The organism is Proteiniphilum sp. LBM24028 (assembly GCF_056629195.1).
This window is the reverse complement of the sequence record NZ_CM152817.1, coordinates 691,246-710,294: the sequence shown is the minus strand read 5'-3', so window position 1 is coordinate 710,294 and position 19,049 is coordinate 691,246. Positions and strand designations below refer to the sequence as shown.

14 protein-coding genes are annotated in these 19,049 nt (G+C 47.8%); 6 read left to right on the top strand and 8 right to left on the bottom strand.

The annotated features are described in order from the left end of the window. Positions 1 to 181 precede the first annotated feature (181 nt). Together AC1HCU_RS02715 and AC1HCU_RS02710 are read left to right on the top strand one after the other, a co-directional pair. Positions 182 to 742, top strand: a complete 561-nt coding sequence (locus tag AC1HCU_RS02715; protein WP_480368742.1) for a chromate transporter — start codon at positions 182 to 184, stop codon at positions 740 to 742. Next, on the top strand, positions 743 to 1,306 hold the full coding sequence (locus AC1HCU_RS02710) for a chromate transporter (protein WP_480368739.1): 564 nt from the start codon (positions 743 to 745) through the stop codon (positions 1,304 to 1,306). Between the two features lie 26 nt (positions 1,307 to 1,332). Here AC1HCU_RS02710 and AC1HCU_RS02705 read toward each other — a convergent pair whose 3' ends face one another. The 6 genes from AC1HCU_RS02705 to AC1HCU_RS02680 form a co-directional block, all read right to left on the bottom strand. Beyond that, positions 1,333 to 1,827: a GNAT family N-acetyltransferase gene (locus AC1HCU_RS02705; RefSeq protein ID WP_480368736.1), complete on the bottom strand. Its 495-nt coding sequence runs from the start codon at positions 1,825 to 1,827 to the stop codon at positions 1,333 to 1,335. 30 nt (positions 1,828 to 1,857) lie between these two features. Then, entirely contained in the window at positions 1,858 to 4,335 is a 2,478-nt protein-coding gene (gene topA / locus AC1HCU_RS02700) for a type I DNA topoisomerase (RefSeq protein ID WP_480368734.1), read from the bottom strand. A gap of 197 nt (positions 4,336 to 4,532) precedes the next feature. Further along, the gene (locus AC1HCU_RS02695) at positions 4,533 to 5,135 is read right to left on the bottom strand and encodes an IMPACT family protein (RefSeq protein WP_480368732.1); all 603 of its coding nucleotides are present in this window, start codon (positions 5,133 to 5,135) and stop codon (positions 4,533 to 4,535) included. A gap of 91 nt (positions 5,136 to 5,226) precedes the next feature. Then, positions 5,227 to 6,273 carry an oxygen-dependent tRNA uridine(34) hydroxylase TrhO gene (gene trhO / locus AC1HCU_RS02690; protein WP_480368731.1) on the bottom strand — a complete coding sequence of 349 codons (1,047 nt, stop codon included), beginning with the start codon at positions 6,271 to 6,273 and terminating at the stop codon, positions 5,227 to 5,229. Positions 6,274 to 6,400: 127 nt separating this feature from the next. Next, positions 6,401 to 8,953, bottom strand: coding sequence for an adenosylcobalamin-dependent ribonucleoside-diphosphate reductase (locus AC1HCU_RS02685; protein ID WP_480368728.1), 2,553 nt, complete (start codon positions 8,951 to 8,953; stop codon positions 6,401 to 6,403). 419 nt (positions 8,954 to 9,372) lie between these two features. Further along, on the bottom strand, positions 9,373 to 10,638 hold the full coding sequence (locus AC1HCU_RS02680) for a serpin family protein (protein ID WP_480368726.1): 1,266 nt from the start codon (positions 10,636 to 10,638) through the stop codon (positions 9,373 to 9,375). Positions 10,639 to 10,872: 234 nt separating this feature from the next. Between AC1HCU_RS02680 and speA the strand changes: the two genes are divergently transcribed. After that, the gene (gene speA, locus AC1HCU_RS02675) at positions 10,873 to 12,771 is read left to right on the top strand and encodes a biosynthetic arginine decarboxylase (RefSeq protein WP_480368723.1); all 1,899 of its coding nucleotides are present in this window, start codon (positions 10,873 to 10,875) and stop codon (positions 12,769 to 12,771) included. Between the two features lie 6 nt (positions 12,772 to 12,777). Here speA and AC1HCU_RS02670 read toward each other — a convergent pair whose 3' ends face one another. Then, entirely contained in the window at positions 12,778 to 13,668 is an 891-nt protein-coding gene (locus AC1HCU_RS02670; RefSeq protein ID WP_480368721.1) for a cation diffusion facilitator family transporter, read from the bottom strand. A gap of 101 nt (positions 13,669 to 13,769) precedes the next feature. Between AC1HCU_RS02670 and AC1HCU_RS02665 the strand changes: the two genes are divergently transcribed. Both AC1HCU_RS02665 and AC1HCU_RS02660 read left to right on the top strand, forming a co-directional pair. Next, a complete protein-coding gene (locus tag AC1HCU_RS02665; RefSeq protein ID WP_480368718.1) occupies positions 13,770 to 15,911 on the top strand; it encodes a S9 family peptidase in 2,142 nt (713 codons plus the stop codon). A gap of 38 nt (positions 15,912 to 15,949) precedes the next feature. Then, positions 15,950 to 16,297: a DUF488 domain-containing protein gene (locus tag AC1HCU_RS02660; RefSeq protein ID WP_480368715.1), complete on the top strand. Its 348-nt coding sequence runs from the start codon at positions 15,950 to 15,952 to the stop codon at positions 16,295 to 16,297. Here AC1HCU_RS02660 and AC1HCU_RS02655 read toward each other — a convergent pair. Next, positions 16,292 to 16,870: a manganese efflux pump MntP gene (locus AC1HCU_RS02655; RefSeq protein WP_480368713.1), complete on the bottom strand. Its 579-nt coding sequence runs from the start codon at positions 16,868 to 16,870 to the stop codon at positions 16,292 to 16,294. The genes AC1HCU_RS02660 and AC1HCU_RS02655 overlap by 6 nt on opposite strands. 18 nt (positions 16,871 to 16,888) lie before the next feature. Between AC1HCU_RS02655 and AC1HCU_RS02650 the strand changes: the two genes are divergently transcribed. Beyond that, complete coding sequence (locus tag AC1HCU_RS02650; protein ID WP_480368710.1) at positions 16,889 to 18,970, top strand: TonB-dependent receptor; 2,082 nt, start codon at positions 16,889 to 16,891, stop codon at positions 18,968 to 18,970. Positions 18,971 to 19,049: the final 79 nt, after the last annotated feature.

Here is a 19,049-nt window from a genome sequence, read left to right as displayed (position 1 = left end):
CGGGCCGTAGCCTTCGGGATTTGTCTTCGGACGAACAGCGGATTACAAAGATATCTTGACACTCAAATCCTGTCATACGGAGTTTCGTCTTATTCCACCGGTGCGGCTTCTTATAGAAAGCAGATTGGCAATAGTTTATATCGACTTTGCAATCTGCTTTCATTTTTATAATACAGCGACAATGAGTACACGAAAAAAACAATATTGGGAATTATTCCTGGTTTTTTTTAAGATCGGAGCCTTCACGTTTGGAGGTGGCTATGCAATGATACCACTTATTCGCAATGAGGTGGTCAATAAAAAGCTCTGGCTCAGCGACGACGAGTTTATGGATATGCTGGCCATTGCCCAATCGATGCCTGGTCCCATTGCTTTGAATACAGCGCTGTTTGTGGGAAATAAACGATCTGGCTTTAAAGGAAGCCTTTTCTCCGGAGCCGGTGTTATCCTGCCCTCCTTCATTGTCATCCTGCTTATTGCATTGATTTTCACCCAGTTTAAAGAAAATACGGTAGTTGAACGCATTTTCAGGGGTATACGCCCTGCGGTGGTAGCACTGATAGTCGCCCCGCTATTGGGTCTTGGGAAATCGGCGGGTATCAACCTGAAGAATATATGGATTCCGGTGATAGTAGCTCTTTCCGTGTGGTTACTGAAGATATCGCCCGTGTATGTGATTCTTGCAGCCATCCTTCTGGGAGTAAGCCATTATCTCTTTGCAAAGCAAACATTGAAAAAATAAATGGAACTAACTGATCTCCTTCTCTCACTATTTGTTTCTTTTCTGAAGATTGGCCTGTTCGGTTTTGGCGGCGGCTATGCCATGCTGCCGCTGATACAGCGTGAGGTGGTAGATGTACATGGGTGGATTTCTGTAAGCGACTTCACCGACATCGTGGCCATCTCCCAGACTACACCGGGACCCATCGCCTTCAATTCGGCCACCTACATCGGCTACACGGCAGTCACCGGGATGGGTTTTTCACAAGGATACGGCGTACTGGGTTCTGCCATCTGTACCCTGGCTGTGAGCCTCCCCTCATTGGTGATCATGACCGCTGTCTGCGCCTTTTTCTTCCGCCTGAAAAGCAATCCCTGGATGCAGGCATCGCTTTCGGTACTAAAGCCGGCAATCATCGGCCTTATTGCTTCTGCCGCCCTGATGCTGATGAATGGCCATAATTTTATCGACTACAAAAGCTGGATTATCTTTGGTGTGGTGCTGGTAGCATCCCTGAAAAAAGTAGATCCCATTCTGCTGATCATGCTCTCAGGGGTGGCAGGTCTCTTCCTTTATCCGGCCTGATTGCTTTCGTCACCCGGGTTTACTGCTTACACTGTTTTCTGGTAGGCCAGCCGTTCCGTACCATCGGAGACGAAGATAATACCACAGTAGGTGAACCCCATTGATTGAATGATATGCTGCATGATATGATTATCACGATGAGTATCTATTCGGATGTTGGGATATTGGGTGAAACACCATTCGATACAGAATCTGGCTACTCCTTTTTCCTTCCCCGGAGAGGCAATGCGATGCACGGTTGCATAAGGCTCGTCATTTAACCACTCCCCATCGTAAATCTGTGCGTAGGTTGGATCATTGCCAAAGATAAGACAAAATGTACCTGCAATCTCTTTCGCTTCATTTTCACAGACAAAGCTATGCCCCGAGGCAATCTCCTCAGCAATAAAAGATTCGGCCGGGTAACCACCGGCCCATTGTGACGCATTTCCGGCCAGGCACATGAATTCACGTGCGATGGCATAGATAGCCGTTACATCCGGCAAATCAACATATGTGGCAGGTCTTATCTGCGTAATCATCGCGGTGACTTACAGCATTTAGGGTATGCATTATGCTTTTGGCTTCTTCGCTGCCGGCTTTTTGGCAGCTGTTTTTCCGGTTGCGCTCTTGCCTGCGGTGGATTTTACGGTTCTCTTCTTTACCGTACTCTCTTTGGCGGTTGCCTTTGTTGTTTCGGTCTTTCCGGTCGACCCCTTGCTGCTGCTCTTCCCCGTCTTCCCTTTTCCGGTCTTACCCTGACCCGCTTCGGCAATGATGGTCCGGCACTCCTCGAGGGTAAGCTCTGCCGGAATCATCTTCTTGGGTATCTTATAATTCGATTTCTCGAAGGCGATATAGGGACCATAACGGCCATTCAACACTTGCAGTCCGGGTTCTTCCTCAAAAGTCCTGATTATTTTTTCCCGGTCTTTCTTCTCTTTGGCTTCTATCAGTTCAATGGATTCCTCCAGGGTAATTTCCAGCGGATCCGTTCCTTTGGGTAGAGAAACAAATTTATTGTCGTGACGGACGTAAGGGCCAAAGCGCCCTACACCAATGATCACCTCTTTTTCCCTGAATCCACCCAGGTTCCTGGGGAGCTCGAACAATTTCAACGTCTCCTCCAGCGTGATGGTTTCGATCGACTGCGTTTTCTGCAGGGAGGCAAACAGCGGTTTTTCTTCTTCCTCCTGTGTACCTATCTGGGCCATGGCACCATAGCGACCAATCTTCACCGATACCTGACGGCCTGTTTTGGGATCCGTACCCAGCACCCGTTCACCCACTTTATGCTCAATACGCATTTGTGATGTTTCCTCCACAATGGGGTGAAATGTTTTGTAAAACTCGGCAATCGACTTGTTCCACTGCGCCTTACCCTCCGCAATCTTGTCGAAGTTCTTTTCCACACGTGCCGTAAAATTATAATCGACAATGGAAGGAAAATATTCCACCAGAAAATCATTTACCACCATACCAATGTCGGTGGGGACCAGTTTGTTTTTGTCGGCACCGGCCATCTCCTTTTTCACATTGTCCTTTATGACACCTTTTTTCAGGGTAAGGATGTTGTAGGTGCGTTCCTCCCCTTCCACGTTTCTTTTCTCCACATACTCACGATTCATAATGGTGGAAATGGTGGGCGCGTAGGTCGAAGGGCGTCCGATACCCAGTTCCTCCATCTTCCGAACCAGTGCGGCTTCCGTATAACGGGGCGGGCGCTGGGTGAAACGCTCCGTAGCTGTAGTCTCCAACATGGCCAGTTGTTCTCCCTGTCTCATGGGAGGGAGCATACCTTCGTCATTCTCGCCATTCTCCTCGTCAGTGCCTTCCAGATAGACTCTCAGAAAACCGTCGAATTTAATCACTTCGCCGTTGGCTGTAAATTTACCGTCGGCGTTCGATACGGCAATATTGGCCGTGGTACGTTCCAGCTCGGCATCGGCCATCTGCGAAGCAATGGTACGCTTCCATATCAGTTCGTAGAGACGTTTCTCCTGTGCCGTACCCGACACCTCATGCTCGCTCATGTAAGTGGGGCGAATTGCCTCGTGTGCTTCCTGAGCGCCTTTCGACTTAGTGGTGTACTGACGAACCTGATGATACCTCTCTCCGTATTGATCGATGATCTCTGTCTTTGTTGTACCTATGGCGAGCCCCGAAAGATTCACCGAGTCGGTACGCATATAGGTAATCTTTCCCGACTCATACAGCCGCTGGGCCACCATCATGGTCTGAGACACGGAGAAGCCCAGTTTGCGGGAGGCTTCCTGCTGAAGGGTGGAAGTAGTAAAGGGTGCAGCGGGTGATTTTTTTGCCGGCCGGGTGGTAATATCATCAATGGTAAATTCCGAGGTCTTCAGCTTCTCCAGTAAAGCAAGCGCTTCTTCTTTGGTTTTCAGCCGCCTGTTATACTCTGCCTTGATCTCGTATGTTTGACCGTTTTCTTCTTTCGTAAAGATGCCCACGATCCGGTAAGCCGCTTCTGAAGTGAACTGTTGTATTTCCCGTTCGCGTTCGACGATAAGCCGCACGGCGACCGACTGCACACGGCCGGCTGAAAGGGCGGGTTTGATCTTTCGCCAGAGAACCGGAGAGAGTTCAAAACCCACAATGCGATCCAGCACACGGCGTGCCTGCTGGGCATCGACCAGATTCTGATCTATCTTCCTGGGATTTTTGATGGCTTCCTGGATGGCTGTCTTGGTGATCTCATGAAATACAATACGTTTTGTATTTTCCTCTTTCAGCCCCAATGTATCGAAAAGATGCCACGATATGGCTTCTCCTTCACGGTCCTCATCGGAAGCGAGCCAGACTGTCTCCGCCTTTCTGGCTGCTGCCTTCAACTCGTTAACCACCTTCTTTTTATCGGCCGGCACTTCGTAGATGGGCTTGAAACCATCTTCAATATCGATGCTGAAATCCTTTTTCTTCAAATCACGGATATGCCCGTAGCTGGACATGACATGAAAGTTGTTTCCGAGAAACTTTTCAATTGTTTTCGCTTTCGCAGGCGACTCAACGATGACCAGGTTTTTATCCATTCAATCCTTTTCTTCAGTTATTTCGTGCGGGAACAATCCCCCATTTTGGGTGCAAAAGTAGTAATTTTGTACAAGGAACAACACTTTTTTTAAAAAATCCTTATTTATTAAGCATTTTTCAGGGGTAGTAGCTGTCGGCTTTCAACTTCGGTAGTGAAGTTGGTATCAGGGTGGAGGTTTGGAAGGGCGGTCTCTGATCAACGATGATCCACATCAATTCCGTAGATTGACGAGAGCATTTCTTTCAGTTGCATCGAAAGGGAACGGCGTATCTTCAGGGTCATCCGGCAGATTTCCCTGAAATCCTGTGTCCATTGTACCGACTCGAATTGTTTCAACACGCGCATCACGTCGTTGAGCAATATATAATCAAAGTGTATTCCGATTACCTCGTCGACTGTCTTCTCTACGACTGTAGCATTGGCAATGGCATCGGCTGCCGCCTCCTTGTATGCTTTGATAAGCCCTCCGGTTCCCAGCAGCGTGCCACCGAAATAGCGAATAACCAGAATCAGGACATCGGTCAGTTCTGCGGAGTTGATCTGCCCCAGTATGGGTCTGCCTGCAGTACCCGAAGGTTCTCCATCATCGTTTACGCGATACTCCTCCCGCTCCCATCCGAGCATATAGGCCCAGCAGACATGCCGGGCATCGTAATACTTCTTTCGATACGCATCCACGATCTCCTTTACTTCTCCGGCACTTTTTATCGGAAAAATGAAAGAGAGAAACTTGCTTTTCTTCTCGGTAATGTATCCTTCCGCCGGCCCCTCAACCGTTTTATACGTGTCGTCCATCATGGTGCAAATTTACAAAAAACCAACGAGATGGACACGAGCAACCAAAAAGAATAGGAAGAATCTTCCGTAAATAGAACGGAAGCAAATCAACTTAACTCGAAGACTGTCGCAAGCGGTGCAGGGGGTGGTTTCTCGATTTATTGAAAATCATCTGTCCGTGGTCGGTTCCCTTTCTCAGTATTGCACGCTCTTCTTCGGGCATCAGAGACAGTTGCCTGCAGTGGTCAGAGCAGCAACCATCCATCTCGGCAGCACATTTGTTGCATTGGATAAACAAGAGGTGGCACCCCTCGTTCCTGCAGTTGGTATGCATGTCGCAGGGAGCGCCGCACTGGTGGCAATACGCAATCACCTCCTCCGAGATACGTTCTCCCAGTCGCTCATCGAACACGAAGTTCTTCCCGATAAATTTCATGGGGAGGTGTTCCTCCCTCGATTTCCGGACATATTCCAGGATGCCACCCTCCACATGATACACATGCTTAAACCCATGGTGAAGCATGTAGGCACTCGCCTTCTCGCACCGGATGCCGCCCGTGCAATACATCACGACGGGTGAATCTTTGTACTCTTTCAGCATGTCGACGGCCATGGGCAGTTGCTCACGGAAGGTATCTGACGGCACCTCTATCGCATTTTCGAAATGCCCCACCTCATACTCGTAATGGTTGCGCATGTCCACCACGATGGTACCCGGTTGCCCGGTGATCTCGTTATACTCCCGGGCCGTGAGGTACTTTCCTGTTTTGGAAGGGTCGAATGTGGGGTCGTCGATCCCGTCGGCAACCACTTTATCGCGGACTTTCATCCGAAGCACCCAGAATGATTTACCGTCATCGTCCACCGCCACATTCAGTCGGATACCGTCCAACGCCGGGTCGGCACCATACAATGCTGTGCGAAAAGCTTCCAGATTACTTTGAGGGACGGAGATTTGCCCATTAATTCCCTCTTTCGCAATGTAGACGCGTCCGAAAACCTTCACGGCATCGAACCGGATATAGAGGTCGTCCCGAAACTGTCGCGGGTGAGTGATCGGAAAATATTTATAGAACGAGATCGTTACACGCTTCTCTGTTTCCCGGAGCATCCGTGCTTTAAGCTCCCGGTTGGAAGTGCAATTATGAAGTCGTGACATAATAAATTCTTTTGTTAGTGGTACACACCGGACTATAACAAGCAGATAGCCTGTTTGGTTTATAAGATAAAAAAGCGACACCTTCCGGCATCGCTTTCCTGTTCTCTTCACTGACTTTCACGGGACCTTATCCACACTTGGAGGCACCACAGTTTCTACATTTCAGACATCCCTCTTCATAGACCAGGGTCTCGTGTCCGCAGACGGGACATTTCTGCCCCTTGGCTTCTGTTTCGTTGGGAAGGTATTTCTTCAGCGCACGCTCCACACCGTTCTTCCATGTGTTGATGGTCTCGCTGTCGAGTTCCAGTCCCGATACCAGTTTGATCACCTGATCAATGGGCATTCCATAGCGGAGCACTCCCGAGATCAGTTTGGCATAGTTCCAGAACTCGGGATTGAACTTTCCGTCCAGTCCCTCAATAGTAACCTTATAACCACGGCGGTTCTGGAACTGAAAGTCGTAGTGCTTCCGGCCGTCATTGTCATAGGCTTTGATGATCTTCCCCGTACTAACATTTTTCGGCACCATGATGCCGTCGTCCTCATCGTTGATACCGGTGAAGATCTCATAGGGGCGACCATTGAGAAGCCCGATAAAGGCAATCCACTTCTCTTTGTTGTTCTGAAACTTGATCACGTCGGCATCCAGTTCAATGGGACGGGAGGTGACAATCTGCGGCATTTCAAAACAGTCGTCCTCCTTTTTCTCCTTCATCTCCTTTTCGGCGTCACCGTTGGAGATGAGTACTCCGGCGCGCGATCCGTCGCGGTAGACAGTACAACCCTTGCAGCCGCTCTTCCATGCTTCCATATACAACTCGCCGACCAGCTCCTCCGACACATCGGAAGGCAGGTTGATGGTTACGCTGATGGAATGATCCACCCACTTCTGCACCCGTCCCTGCATCTTCACCTTCTGCAGCCAGTCCACATCGTTGGAGGTTGCTTTATAATAAGGCGATTTTTCCACCAGTTCATTCACCTCATCCGGGGTGTAGCGCTTGGTGGTAGAGTAACCATGTGCCTCCATCCAGGTCACAAACTTGTGATGGAACACCACATATTCTTCCCATGAATCACCATTCTCATCCACAAAATCGACCTTTACGTCCCTGTCATTCGGGTTCACTTTGCGACGACGGGTGTAGACCGGAAGAAACACAGGCTCAATGCCGGAGGTAGTTTGTGACATGAGGCTTGTGGTCCCTGTTGGGGCAATAGTCAAGAGGGCGATATTGCGTCTACCATATTTAACCATATCTTCATACAGCTGAAGATCTGCCTCCTTCATCCGGTTAATAAAGGGATTGTTTTTTTCTCTCTCGGCATCAAATATTTCAAATGCTCCACGTTCTTTTGCCATGTTCACCGATGAACGGTAGGCATTGAGTGCCACAGCACGATGTACCTTCTCCGAAAAGTCGGTACCTTCTTCCGTACCGTAACGGATACCCAGGGCCGCCAGCATGTCACCCTCAGCCGTGATACCCACACCGGTACGACGTCCCTGCAGGGTCTTTCTCTGAATCTTTTTCCAAAGGGTCCGCTCGGCCGATTTCACCTCTTCCGACTCGGGATCCGATTCTATTTTTTCGAGGATCAAATCAATCTTCTCAGATTCGAGATCCACGATATCGTCCATGATCCGTTGCGCTAACTGTACATGCTTGGCGAACAGGTCGAAATCAAAATAAGCATCTTCCCTGAAAGGATTCACCACGTAGGAGTACAGATTGATGGCCAGCAGACGGCAGCTGTCATAAGGACAGAGCGGAATCTCGCCGCATGGGTTGGTCGACACGGTTTTAAAACCCAGGTCGGCATAGCAGTCGGGGACCGACTCACGGATGATGGTATCCCAGAAAAGCACTCCCGGTTCCGCCGAACGCCATGCATTGTGGATAATCTTGTCCCACAGATGTCTTGCATTGATCGTCTTCTCGTACTTGGGCGTATCGGAATCGATGGGATACTTCTGCACATAATTGTTTCCACCCGCTGCTGCCTCCATAAAGGCATCATCAATCTTCACCGAGATATTGGCCCCTGTCACCTTCCCCTGTTCGAGCTTGGCATCGATAAAATTCTCCGAGTCAGGATGCTTGATCGATACACTCAGCATCAGTGCACCGCGACGGCCATCCTGGGCCACTTCGCGGGTAGAGTTGGAATAGCGCTCCATGAAAGGCACCAATCCTGTGGAAGTGAGCGCCGAATTTTTTACGGGAGATCCCTTGGGCCGGATATGAGAGAGATCATGCCCTACCCCTCCACGACGTTTCATCAGCTGCACCTGTTCTTCGTCGATACGGATGATTGCACCGTATGAATCGGCATTACCATCCATTCCAATCACAAAGCAGTTCGACAAAGAAGCAACCTGATAATCGTTTCCAATGCCCGTCATGGGACTTCCCTGCGGGATGATATAACGAAACCTGTCGAACAGATCAAACAGTTCCTGTTCGCTCAACGGGTTGTTGTATTTTTTCTCTATTCTTGCAATTTCTTTTGCGAGGCGCCAGTGCATGTCCTCCGGTGTCTTTTCATAGATCTCACCCTGACTGTCTTTGAGTGCATACTTGCTTACCCATACCTTGGCAGCAAGTTCGTCTCCCTTAAAGTAATCCAACGAAGCCTTGTAAGCCTCGTCGAAAGTATACGTTTTTTTCTTCATCAGGAAAAAATTTAATAATAAATGAATAAAATAAACTGCTCTTTAAAATACTTCCTTCTTTTTCAAATCTACAATAAATTTTTCGAAGTAAGATTTTTGGTTTTGCAAGTTTATGGAAAGTTTCCAAGAATGCAAAATATTTATCTATTTTTTTATAAGTAAAGTTGAAAAGTTTTCCACAAAAAAACATAAAGTCAAAATAATCAGCATTTTAATTTTTAAATAATGGATAAAAGTTTTCCAATTAGTACAACTTCACTGAAACTCAAACAGATAAAAATAATCAAAAAGAAAGTTGTAATAATCTGAAAAGAGATAAAAAAAATCACCCAACAGGTGGAACCTGCTGAGTGATAAACCGGTCGAAAGGGAAGAAAAAAGACCCGCCTTTACGATTACGTGACAAGATTATAAAAAATCTATTCGTCAAAGTTTTTCACCGCACCCATAAAAAGGATGGCACCGGTAGAATTTTCCTGAATGATATAGATGAAAGGCCGCTCGGCATTAAAAATTACTTTTTTTGGTTGCGTGGGCATCGAAGTCATCTCCATCCCTACCGTTGTCACGGCTGCAGCCTCTGTACCCGACTCGTCGGTACTGATATAGGTATCCTGCTTGACGAATGAAATTCTCGCGGGAATATCGCTAATACCCGAGAAGTCGGCTGCATCGGTAAAAGTGATTCCCATACCCATCCTTGTAAGCACGTCGTTCAGCTTCTTGCTGTATTTAGTTTTGAACTTCGGCAGAAAGAGCTCCACCTCGGCTTCACGTAAACCCGACTTCAATCCGCTCCAGTAATCGCCTTGCCGGGCTGCAGTCACCACATCCTTCAGCTTTTTTCCTTCTCGCGGTAACAATACCATCATACTGAACGCCTGATTGCCGTAAGGAAACTGTACCAATTGCAGGTTCTGGTTTTCCGTATAGTTGAACTTCGCCGTCTGCCTCATCATATCCACGCTTTTTCGCGCCCCGTTCTCATATGTGAATGGTCTTTGGGTGGTATTCCTCGCATGGAATCCGGTACTCCACATCCCTTTAAAATAGAGTGCGTTGAGCAGATACATCAAGTCCTGCGCGTTGGTACGCTCAATCACCTTCCTTATCAGCCCGTGGGTCTGGTCCGAAGCCCATTTGTTGATGATGTCCGTGGTAGTGGCGTCGGAAAAGTCGACAGGCTGTACCGTGGCATCATAATACAATTGATTTGTTTTGATAAAGTCAGGATGAACAGCAACTTGCCGATTGGCGAAGATGGCATTGGCGATAGAGAGTTTGGTCGTAGGATCTGTCTTCAACAAAGCCTCTTTCAGTTTTTTATAATAGCTGTTTATTTCCGTTTTGGAATAATCATCCATCTGCAAGGTTTTCTTCATGACCCTGTCTGTTTCACCGGCAGCACCGTTCATTGTCATCGCGAGTGCCATGCTCAGGCTCAGGGGAGAGACCATAAAGTTTTTATCCTCCGTAAAAGCCTCCTCATCGAACAGGTTGGCAAAAAAATCAAAGGCAAACTGCTGATCGGCCCTCATCATCTCTTCCTCCGCGGAACGAAGCGTGATACGTATCGGATCGGGCAACTCTTTTACATCTGTTCCACCGTTATTTTTATCGCACGATGCACCAAAGTAAGTACCGGTTATGGCCATCGAAATAAGTAAAATGATTTTTGTTCGCATAGTCATCGATAGTTTATGATTAGGATAGCGTACCATTATAATAATAAAGATGTTTTTATTGGTCTAAATGTTGCAATAAAATCATTAAAAAAAATTATTTATATCATTTAATTATGGAAACGACGCTTTTTGGAATCATTTCACGTTCCTCAGCTACGTAACACAAAATTATTGCTTAATTTTGCAGATTCGTGATCAGTCATCAAATATCACCTTTAAATACTGTTTGTTTGAATGAGAAAATGGCGTATCGAGGATTCTGAAGAATTGTATAACATCAATGGTTGGGGAAACGGTTATTTCTCCATCAACGAAAAGGGGCATGTACAAGTCACACCCAGTAAGCAGGAAGGTGGCAGCGTGGATTTGAGCGAACTGATGCGAGAACTTTATCTCCGCGATGTATCCTCTCCTGTACTGATCCGGTTTCCCGAGATTCTGGACAACCGGATTGAAAAGATATCCCAAAGTTTCGCAATTGCGTCGAAGGAATATGAATACAGTGCCCAGCACTATATTGTATATCCCATCAAGGTAAACCAGATGCGCCAAGTGGTAGAGGAGATCGTATCAAGCGGAAAACGATTTAACATCGGACTCGAGGCCGGGTCAAAACCCGAGCTCCATGCTGTACTCGCCATCAATACCGAGACCAATTCCTTTATCATTTGTAACGGCTACAAGGATGAGAGTTATATAGAACTTGCACTTCTGGCTCAAAAGATGGGCAAACAGGTGTTTATCGTGGTGGAGAAACTCAATGAACTGGATCTGACCATCAAGATTGCCAAGCGGCTCAAGGTGAAACCCAACATTGGTGTCCGGGTGAAACTTGCCAGCTCCGGTAGTGGCAAATGGGAGGAATCGGGTGGCGATGGCAGCAAGTTCGGGCTCAATTCGAGTGAGCTGCTGGAGGCACTGGAGATACTCAGGGAGCACAACCTCACCGAATGTTTCCGGCTGATTCATTTCCATATCGGCAGCCAGATCACAAAGATACGTCGTATCAAGACCGCACTGCGTGAAGCGGCACAGTTTTACGTACAGCTACATGCCATGGGTTTCAGGATTGAATTTGTAGATATCGGCGGCGGGCTGGGTGTTGATTATGACGGTACACGCTCCTCCTTCACCGAGAACAGTATCAATTACTCTATTCAGGAATATGTGAACGACTCGGTATTTACCTTTGTAGATGCGGCCGACAAGAACGAAATACCCCACCCCAACATCATTACCGAGTCGGGCCGTGCTCTCACGGCACACCACTCCGTGCTGGTGTTCGAGGTGCTGGAGACAGCTACTCTACCCGAATGGCCGGAAGATCTGGACATTCAGGAGGACGATCATGAACTGGTAAAGGAACTTTACAATATATGGGAATCACTCACCCAGGCACGCATGTTGGAAGCATGGCACGACGCCCAGCAGATACGCGAGGAATCACTCGACCTCTTCAGCCTCGGCATGCTCGACTTGAAGACACGCGCACAGGTGGAGCAGCTTTACTTTTCCATCGCCCGTGAAATCAACATCACCAGCAACCGTGCCAAACATGCACCCGAGGAATTGCGTCAACTGGGCATCCTCCTTCCCGACAAGTATTTCTGTAATTTTTCCCTGTTTCAGTCGCTGCCCGACTCGTGGGCCATCGACCAGGTATTTCCCATCATCCCCATTCACCGGCTCGATGAACGGCCCGGGAAGACGGCCACACTGCAGGATATCACCTGTGATTCCGATGGGAAAATAGCCAATTTTGCCTCACAGGATGGCTTCCGTAGCTCCTACCTGCCAGTACATACGTTGAAAAAAGATGAACCTTATTATATCGGTGTCTTCCTCGTGGGTGCCTATCAGGAAATATTGGGTGACCTGCACAACCTCTTCGGGGACACCAATGTGGTACATGTCTCCACAGGCGAGTCGGGATATAAGATAGACCAGGTGATCGATGGGGAATCGGTGGCTGAAGTGCTGGAGTACGCCCAGTACAATGCCAAGAAGCTGGTACGCACCGTGGAGACATGGGTAATGAGCTCTGTAAAACTGGGCAAGATATCGGTGGAAGAGGGTAAGGAATTTCTCTCGAACTACCGCTCCGGACTCTACGGGTATACCTATCTGGAGTAGACAGATTCAGCAACAGCCTTCCATGTCGCAGTCTTCATCGGGCAGCTCAAACTCTATGGTGCTATGTTGCACTCCCAGCCTGAGCAAAGATTCGCGGATACTGTTTTTCAATTTTTGCTGATCTGCCATTGTCCTGTTCTCCTTGAGTACCACATGAATGGTAAGTACATTGTATTCGCCATCCACTGACCAGGTGTGCAGGTCGTGCACGCTACATACCTCATCCATTTCAAGCAGCGTGCTTTTCACGGCCTCGATATTCAACTTCGCGGGACTTCCCTGCAGGATGATGCGCATGCTCTCCCGCATATTGCGAAAGACATTAAAGAGGATATACAAAGTGATTGCGAATGAGAGAATAGGGTCAATAATGGGCGCATCCACGAAATACATCACGCCTGCGCCTGCCAGCACAGCCAGCCACCCCAGTACATCTTCCAGCAGATGTAAAGATACTACCCGTTCGTTGATGGAACTACCCTTTCTCAGCCGGTAAACAGCCAGTCCGTTGATAATCACACCCAGTATGGCCAGCAACAACATACCCTCCACATTGGGTTGCTGTGGCTTGAAGAGTCGTGGAACTGCATGGACCAGAATCATCACACTGCCCACCAGCAGGACCATGGAATTAATGACAGCGCCCAACAGGGAAAAACGCTTGTAGCCATATGTAAATTCCTTGGTACGCGGTCTCTTTGCTACTTTCTGAAAATACCAGGAGAGACCGAGCGAGAAACTGTCGCCCAGGTCATGTACGGCATCTGAAAGTATGGCCACACTGTTGGTCAGCAGTCCCCCGACAAACTCAATGACCGTAAACAGCAGGTTCAGGAAAAATGCCGCTTTGATGTTCTTCACATCGTTGTGACTATTGTGATGATCGCTTGAATGCATATCGATTTTCAGATTCAGATTATAACATCGGGATAAAAAGAATGTTCATTCTCCGTTTTTCATTTGAATTGTGTACATTTGTAATAACCTAAACAAAAGACATGAAGCATTTAAATTTTCTGATCCTGGGTGCCACAGCGCTCCTGATCACATCGTGTAACATAAAAGAAGAAAAAGTGACGTCCCTGAAACAATCTGATTTTCCTGCCCCGCCAATGGCCAAGGCAGTTCCCGACACATTCGTGAACTTCGGGCAACAACGCATCGACAACTATTACTGGTTGAAAGACAAAAGTAACCCGATGGTAATCGATTATCTGCAGGCAGAGAATGCATATACCGATACCGTGATGAGTTCCACGAAGGAGCTTCAGCAAAAAATATACGACGAGATCGTAGGCCGCATCAAGGAGGACGACGAGAGTTACCCTTCGTTCAAAGACGGTTATTACTATTATAGCCGATCCGAAAAAGGAAAGCAATATCCTACTTACTGCCGCAGGAAGGGGACAATGGAGGCTGCAGAAGAGATTATCTTCGATGTAAACGGGATGGCAGAGGGAAAACCGGCATTCATCTTCAGGGGTTACTCCATCAGTCCCGATAACAGCAAGGCTGCTTATTTCTATAACGAGACAGGCTCCTATGCCGAGTTTACAATGAAGATTAAAGATCTTGCCTCGGGTGAGGATGTCGGGTTTTCAGTCGACGGTGCTGCATCGGTGGCCTGGGCCAACGATAACAAAACCATTTTCTACAGCCTGATCGACAAGACACTGCGTTCCTCCTCTATCTATCGCCGGAAGCTCGACGAAACAGTTGCAAAACCGGTATACGAGGAGAAAGATGTCCGCTTTGGTACCTATGTCTATGGCGACAAAGGCAAACAGTACATCTTCATCACCAGTACCAGCTCAACCACCTCCGAGGAGCGATATATTGCGGCAGACAGACCGGAGGACGACTTCAAGGTGTTCCTCCCACGTGTACAGGATGTGGAATACAGTGTATATCCCCATCAGGAAAAGTTTTTTGTTCGTTATAAAGACAAGCAGCACCTGAATGGCATGATCTATGAGATGCCGCTCACCGGGTATGAAGACAAGTCGTCCTGGAAAGTGTTCCTTCCCTACAGCAAGGATATCCGCATCGAAGGAATCGACATTCTCAGTGATTATGTTTCCCTGGAGTTACGCAAAAACGGACTGACCGAGATCGTCGTGATGCCGGTAAAGGGTGGTAGGGGACAAACGATCGCATTCCCGGAACCGGTTTATTCGGCTTCATTGAGCGGAAATCCGGAATATGAAGCCGTCACCATCCGTTATACATACACGTCACTCAACCGTCCCAACACACTCTATGAATATAACATTGAAACTGCCCAGACAGTGAAACTCAAGGAGCAGGAGATACCCTCCGGCTTTAATCCCGACAACTACGTGGTGGAACGGTTATGGGCCACTTCCTCTGACAGTGTGAAGGTTCCAATGGCAATTGTGTACAAAAAAGGATTGAAGAAAGATGGCAGCAGCCCGGCTTTGATTTATTCTTACGGAAGCTACGGCTACAGTTCCGACGTCTATTTCAGTGCAAGCATGTATAGCCTCATCGATCGTGGATTTGTATATGCCATTGCCCAGATACGGGGTGGCAGCGACCTGGGTGAACAATGGTATGAGGATGGCAAACTGCTGCATAAAAAGAACAGTTTTACCGACTTCATTGCATGCAGCGAACAACTTATCCACAGCGGTTACACCGCTGCCGATAAGCTCGCAGCCATGGGAGGGAGTGCGGGCGGCCTCCTGATGGGTGCCGTGATAAACATGCGGCCCGATCTATATCGGACCATCGTGGCTCAGGTGCCCTTTGTAGATGTTGTGAATACGATGCTCGACGACACACTGCCGCTTACCACGGGAGAATATGAGGAATGGGGTAATCCCAATGAGGAGGAATATTACAGCTACATTCTATCTTACTCACCCTACGACAATATCACAGCGCAGAACTACCCCAATATGTTGGTGACAGGCGGAATCAACGACTCACAGGTACTCTTTCATGAACCTGCCAAATATGTAGCCAAACTCCGCTCGCTCAAGACTGACGACAACATTCTGCTGCTGCACATGAACATGGATTCGGGACATGGAGGTGCCACCGGCCGGTATGAAGGCATCAAAGATACCGCCTTTGAGTTTGCCTTCATACTCAATCGCGCCGGACTTGAGAAGTAAGTAAGCAACAAATGCATTCACAGTAAAAATTGATTCACATGATCACAATAAAACGAGTCTATGATACGTGGAGCGACGACGACGGGTATCGCGTCCTTATTGACCGGCTCTGGCCCCGGGGACTTTCGAAAGAAAACGCACGTGTGGACCTCTGGATGAAGGAAATAGCACCATCCACAGAATTGAGAAAATGGTTTCATCATGAACCCGGAAAATGGGAGGAGTTCGTGACACGCTACCGGAAAGAGCTGGCAGATAGGAAAAATGAGCTGGGAGAGATCGGCATTTTGGAGAAAGAACATAAAAAGGTAACCCTGCTTTATTCCGCGAGGGATACAACACACAATCAGGCGGTGGTACTGTTGCAGGTTTTACGCTCCTTATAACAGATGTTCGAGGAGAATTTTCAGTCCTATGCCAATTAAAATTATTCCGCCCACGGCTTCCAGGCAAAAATTGATTTTCTTCCCGAGGCGGAAACCCAGAAACATACCGCCAAATGAGAATAGAAAACAGATCACGCCAATCACGCCTGCAGCCTGCAGGATAGTCCCCGGATAAGAAGCAAAGATAAGTCCGGTGGCTGCTGCATCGATGCTCGTAGCGAAAGCCAGCGTTATTACTTTTCTCCAATCTATGGACACCGTTTCCCTGCAACTGCAATCGGGGCAGCTATCCTCTTTCGCGGGTAAAAGACATTCGTAGATCATTTTTATGCCGAGAACTACCAGGATGATAAAGGCCAGCCAATGATCAAATTGTTGTATCCACTCAGAAAAGCCAATACTTAGTGCATATCCTGCAAGTGGCATCAATCCCTGAAAAAGGCCGAATACAAGGGCAATCTTAAAAGCTCTCCAGGCATAAAAGTGTTGTCTGCACATTCCTCTTCCGATACATACGGCGAAGGAATCCATTGAGAGACCGAGGGCAATAATGAGTATGGAGAGTAAATCCATCGAATTGTGTAAAAAAGAATGCAAAGTTATAAAAATTTCCCTTTTCCCTGTCAATTGAGAAAAAAGAAAAAAATAAAAACAATTTTGCTTATTTGCTGCCGCCTCCTTGCAATGAATGGCGCTTCACAGGAGGTGGAAGGTGGCAAGACCGATTCGACGGTTTATCTTAATGAAATAGTGGTAAATGCCTACCAGATCAATACCCGTCAGCACCTGGTTCCTGGAAGCATTTCGGTACTCTTGGGAGAGGAGATTGTGACAGCCGACGGCAACAGTTTTGCCGGCACACTCCATGCCATACCGGGCATCTACATGCACAGCGGCACCTATGCCACAAGCCGCATTGTGATTCGTGGCGTAGGCAGTCGCACACCATATAATACCAACCGGATCAAAGCATATCTGAACGAGATACCCCTTACCTCATCCGACGGGATCTCCACACCGGAAGATATCGATCTGACAGGTATCGGACGAATGGAGGTAATTAAAGGTCCTGCCTCCGCACTTTACGGCTCAGGACTGGGCGGTAATATCAATATCTATACACCTCGGCCAGGAGAAAATAAAGTTGAGGCTTTGCTCCAACATGGCAGTTTTCAAACGATGAAAGCGACGACGACAGTTAACTATCACGGAGAAAATTCAGATGTCGGGGGAAATCTTTCACACCTGCAATCGGATGGTTTCCGTGAAAATAACCGTTACAGGCGCACAGCCTTACTCACTTCGGGCAGATGGCAACAACAGACTTATTCACTGGAATATACTCTGATGTTGATCGACCTGTTTGCCCAAATCCCCAGTTCAGTCGGTAAAACCTTGTATGAAAGCGATCCTCGCGCTGCAGCGGCTAACTGGAAAGCTGTGGAGGGATACAAGGAATATCAGCGCGCAATTGGAGGGATAACCCTGACGAACAGATTTTCAGAAAAATGGAATAACAGGATCACACTGTTCGGAAGATGGACTGACAGCTACGAACGACGGCCATTCAACAACCTGGACGATGGTACTTCGGGAGGAGGTATCCGCGACAGATTAACGTATCACACCCCAAACTGGGATGCACTGATCGGATTCGAGTGGATAAACGATACTTACCGCTGGCAGATGGATATGAAAGACGAACTGATCAACAGAAACGAGGAGACCCGAAATCATTATAATCTCTTTGAAATGATGTACTGGCGACCCGCACCGGCATGGAATATTTCGTGGGGAGGTGCTGTGAACAAGGTGCATTACCGCCTTACCGACCGGTTTTCAGAGAATGGAGACCAGAGTGGTAAACGTGATTTTCCTGCCATCTTCTCGCCCAGGCTGGGAGTCAGTTACGCACCCTCGCGCAGCGTGGCTTTCTATACTTCGGCGGGACACAGCTTCTCCATGCCTTCACCCGAGGAGACACTCCTGCCGGAAGGAGATATAAACAGGGAGTTACAGCCGGAGCAGGGTATGCAATATGAGGCGGGGGTACGACTGAATCTGTTTGATGATGCCACACAACTGGAAGCTACAATCTATCGGATAAATCTCAACAACCTGTTGGTTACAAAAAGACTCACTGAAGATGTCTTTACAGGTATCAATGCAGGCAGGACACGTCACTCCGGACTGGAGCTGACGGTCAAACAGAAAATTTTCAGATTCCGGAACTTTCCCGGGAGTCTGCATATGCAAGCCAATTATACCTGGTCACGAAACCGGTTTATAGATTTCGAAGACGATGGTGGGGTGTACGATGGAAACAAACTACCCGGAATACCCTCCCATGTCACACAAGCCGGTCTCCAATGGCACCCTGCGGCACGGCTCAGACTAAACATACAGTGTCAATATATAGGAAAACAATATATGAATGATGCCAATAGCGCGGAAAACGACCACTACACACTTGCAAGCCTGAGAACTTCCTATTACTTGCCAGTCGCTAAAGCAGGTTCTTTTGAACTTTTTACCGGTATAAACAATATGACCAACACCCATTATTCCCCCATGCTCACCGTGAACGCTGTTGCTTTCGGTAAATCAGAGCCGAGATATTATTATCCGGGAATGCCCCGCCACTATTATGCAGGAGTAAAATGGGAGTTTTAAACCGGCTTTCACCAATTTCTCCCTCTCATAGAATACAGATCAGATCATTGGAGACAGGGTTCTACTGAAGGAAAAATAT

Excerpts from the sequence above, each read along its gene's own strand:
- AC1HCU_RS02715 (WP_480368742.1), top strand. The coding sequence starts at position 182 with ATGAGTACACGAAAAAAACAATATTGGGAATTATTCCTGGTTTTTTTT.
- AC1HCU_RS02660 (WP_480368715.1), top strand. The coding sequence starts at position 15,950 with ATGATCACAATAAAACGAGTCTATGATACGTGGAGCGACGACGACGGG.
- AC1HCU_RS02685 (WP_480368728.1), bottom strand. The coding sequence starts at position 8,953 with ATGAAGAAAAAAACGTATACTTTCGACGAGGCTTACAAGGCTTCGTTG.
- speA (WP_480368723.1), top strand. The coding sequence starts at position 10,873 with ATGAGAAAATGGCGTATCGAGGATTCTGAAGAATTGTATAACATCAAT.
- AC1HCU_RS02655 (WP_480368713.1), bottom strand. The coding sequence starts at position 16,870 with ATGGATTTACTCTCCATACTCATTATTGCCCTCGGTCTCTCAATGGAT.
- AC1HCU_RS02670 (WP_480368721.1), bottom strand. The coding sequence starts at position 13,668 with ATGCATTCAAGCGATCATCACAATAGTCACAACGATGTGAAGAACATC.
- AC1HCU_RS02665 (WP_480368718.1), top strand. The coding sequence starts at position 13,770 with ATGAAGCATTTAAATTTTCTGATCCTGGGTGCCACAGCGCTCCTGATC.
- AC1HCU_RS02705 (WP_480368736.1), bottom strand. The coding sequence starts at position 1,827 with ATGATTACGCAGATAAGACCTGCCACATATGTTGATTTGCCGGATGTA.
- AC1HCU_RS02650 (WP_480368710.1), top strand. The coding sequence starts at position 16,889 with ATGCAAAGTTATAAAAATTTCCCTTTTCCCTGTCAATTGAGAAAAAAG.
- trhO (WP_480368731.1), bottom strand. The coding sequence starts at position 6,273 with ATGTCACGACTTCATAATTGCACTTCCAACCGGGAGCTTAAAGCACGG.
- topA (WP_480368734.1), bottom strand. The coding sequence starts at position 4,335 with ATGGATAAAAACCTGGTCATCGTTGAGTCGCCTGCGAAAGCGAAAACA.
- AC1HCU_RS02710 (WP_480368739.1), top strand. The coding sequence starts at position 743 with ATGGAACTAACTGATCTCCTTCTCTCACTATTTGTTTCTTTTCTGAAG.
- AC1HCU_RS02695 (WP_480368732.1), bottom strand. The coding sequence starts at position 5,135 with ATGATGGACGACACGTATAAAACGGTTGAGGGGCCGGCGGAAGGATAC.
- AC1HCU_RS02680 (WP_480368726.1), bottom strand. The coding sequence starts at position 10,638 with ATGCGAACAAAAATCATTTTACTTATTTCGATGGCCATAACCGGTACT.